Origin of the sequence: Candidatus Magnetobacterium casense (assembly GCF_019173545.1) — a bacterium.
GTDB lineage: Bacteria > Nitrospirota > Thermodesulfovibrionia > Thermodesulfovibrionales > Magnetobacteriaceae > Magnetobacterium > Magnetobacterium cryptolimnobacter.
Genome location: NZ_JABXWD010000399.1, coordinates 1 through 2,970 on the forward strand (window position 1 = coordinate 1; position 2,970 = coordinate 2,970).

Consider the following 2,970-nt stretch of genomic DNA (forward strand, 5'->3'; position numbering starts at 1 on the left):
ACCACAATCAACCGTGGTTGTCAGGATTTAAGCCACTTTTATCCCTTCATAATATGGCATTGTTACTATGCTTGAGCAACATGACCACGCTTGAATGGAGTGCTACCATATAGGCAATACTAACATTTAACACATGAATTTTGCAAACATCCAGGAAATAAGGGGGGCAGAAGAAAATCATGGGAGCCGTCCTCTTATTTTTCTTTAATCGCTTACTCCGAGGTATAGCATGAGGATGTCCCTGCCGTAAAAGAGTGCCACAACCGATGCTCCGGCCAGAAACGGGCCAAAGGGCACCTTCGTCTTTCGGCCCTTGCCCGCCAGCACAATCAGCGCAAGGCCGTAGACAGACCCCGTGAAGCTCCCGATAAAAGTGACCAGCAATGCGTGCTTCCAACCGAACATGGCGCCAAGCATTGCCATGAGTTTGATATCTCCGCCTCCCATGCCACCCTTGCTGAACACGGCTATGAGATAAAACATCCCCCCACCCACCAACAATCCAATGACAGACCCCTTAAGCCCCAACACTCCCCCATGTCCATAGAGGTCAGGGAGGATGAAATTTGCCGCCACCACCCCCGCAATCACTCCGGGGAGCGTTATCACATCGGGGATGATCTGATGGTCTATGTCTATGAATGTTATGACGATCAAGACAGAGAGCAACACCACATAAAACAAACAATGCCAGGTCAACCCAAACCGGTGAAATGCAAACACCCAAAACAACCCGTTTAGCAACTCCACAAGCGGGTACCGTAAGGATATCCCCTGTTTGCAGTAGTAACACCTCCCCAGGAGGAAGATGTAACTCAACAGCGGTATGTTCTGCCAGAAGGCAATGGGTCTGTTGCAGTTGGGACAGTGAGAGGGTGGACTGACCACTGACAGTTCCAGGGGCAGCCTGTATATGCACACGTTGAGGAATGAGCCGATCGCCAGTCCGGTTGTTAAAAAAACGGCGTAAAAGTAATACTGCGGGATTATCCCACTCACATCTGCCATTGTTGATACAGGCAATCGTGAGTGGCGGAATTAACCTTTGCGTTTTTCGTGAAAGATGTCATCGACAGCCTTTTCCTGACGCATCTTTGTATAGCGTGATTCGCTGATGATGTCAATGTCCCATCCGGTTAGCTTCATGGCTAGTTTAACGTTTTGTCCCTTCTTGCCGATGGCGATTGACAATTGAGAGTCTTCTACTACGGCCATGGCAGTTTTGTCTTCTTCGTTGACGCCGATCTTATCGACCTCTGATGGCGTCAATGCACGTGAGATGTAGATGCGGGGGTCCGGGGACCAGAGGATGATGTCAATGCGTTCTCCCCTGAGTTCGCGTACTATGGTCTGTACACGTGTTCCCTTCATCCCCACGCAGGCACCAACGGGGTCTATTGATGTGTCCTTGCAAAAGACGGCCAGCTTGGTACGCTCTCCCGGCTCACGCACTACGCCCTTTATGATGACAATGTTGTCCCCGATTTCGGGAACCTCCATCCTGAACAACTCTACGACAAAGTCGGTAGACGTCCGGGAGAGCATGATCTGCGGCCCCTTTGACGTTATGACAACTTCGCTTATGTATGCGCGCACCGTGTCGCCGACCTTGAGATGCTCCCTGTGTATGGTCTCCTTGACGGGCAGGATGGCCTCCGTCTTGCCGATACCTATGTAGTACATTCCCTTTTCACGACGCAACACCGTGCCGGAGGCTATGGTGCCAACCTTCGTTATAAACTTGTCGTATATAACGTCCCGTTCGGCCTCACGCACCTTTTGCAGTATGACCTGCTTTGCGGTCTGTGCTGCTATACGTCCAAAGTCCTTTATATCGAGCGGCTCCTTAATCGTATCGCCAACGGCAACCTTGTCGCTTAACAGAAGGGCATCGCTCAGGGCTATCTCCGTGTGCTTGTCACTGACCTGATCGACAACGGTCTTGATCTTGTATGCGGCTATCTCATAGTTATCGGGGTTGATAAACAGGCCGACATTTTCGCTCCTTATGAATTTCTTCTTCAGGGCGGTCAACATTGCCGACTCTATGGTTGTTCTCAATTGTGCCTTTGATATACCTTTTTCGTGGCTTAATTGCTCAATTACGTAACGGAGTTCCTTGCTCATCTTATCTCTATCTCCACTTGTGCCTTCGAAATGTTATCGAAAGGGATTTCCACGTTTTTCTTGTCCTCCTCCAGGAGGATAGAATTCGCCGTTACATCAAAAAGCCTGCCAAGGAAAAAGCTCTGCTTGCCTATCTTCTCCTTAGAAACCACCCTGAGGAGTTTACCGATACTTTTGGCAAAGTCCTCCCTTGTCTTTAATGGTCGGTCAATCCCCGGCGACGTCACCTCAAGCGTATATGGACCCGGTATAATGTCCTCCACATCAAGGACGGCGCTAAGTTGCCTGCTGACGTTGCTACAGTCCTCAAGCGTAACCCCGGAGGACGAGTCAATGGTTATAGACAAAACCCTTCTCCTTCCGGTGCCCTTGAGGACCACGTCAACAAGTTCCACGCCAACCACCTCTGCCACCTCTTGTACCAAAGGTCTCAGACGCTTATCTGTTAAACCTGCCGGCATCATATATTCATATGTCTTCTTGTTATTAAACTAAAAAAGTGGGATATTCCCACTCTCCTTTTGTCATTTATGTTACACCTAATAATTTATCATTTTCGTTAATGAAATGTCAAATTGCTATGTTTTTTTGTGTCCCTCAGAAAATCTATGGTAGCGATTTGTCAGTGTAGGGTTTATGTGGCATTTTTATGGGGTCAAGGGGACTGGTCCCCTTGCGGGGGGTTCTGAAGGGGGGCGGAGCCGCCCCTTTCTTTCTTCTATTCAAGCAGTATGTTGAGGATCAAAAGGCCGTCTATTCAGGTTTGACATTCTCTTCATAGCTTTCGTTGATATTGTAAGCCTTGTTGACTAGCTTGACGTTGACCTTGCCGGCTCGTACCTT

Annotated in this window: 3 protein-coding genes; all 3 read right to left on the bottom strand. The window is 48.9% G+C overall.

Translation table 11 applies throughout. The features are described from left to right. Positions 1-204: 204 nt before the first annotated feature. From HWQ67_RS15470 to rimP, 3 genes are read right to left on the bottom strand one after another with little or no spacing between them, the layout of a single operon-like run. A complete protein-coding gene (locus HWQ67_RS15470; protein WP_218253585.1) occupies positions 205-1,008 on the bottom strand; it encodes a prepilin peptidase in 804 nt (267 codons plus the stop codon). Between the two features lie 30 nt (positions 1,009-1,038). Beyond that, positions 1,039-2,127, bottom strand: coding sequence for a transcription termination factor NusA (nusA, locus tag HWQ67_RS15475; RefSeq protein ID WP_218253586.1), 1,089 nt, complete (start codon positions 2,125-2,127; stop codon positions 1,039-1,041). Beyond that, positions 2,124-2,591, bottom strand: a complete 468-nt coding sequence (gene rimP / locus HWQ67_RS15480) for a ribosome maturation factor RimP (protein ID WP_218253587.1) — start codon at positions 2,589-2,591, stop codon at positions 2,124-2,126. Before rimP ends, nusA begins: the two co-directional genes overlap by 4 nt. Positions 2,592-2,970 lie beyond the last annotated feature (379 nt).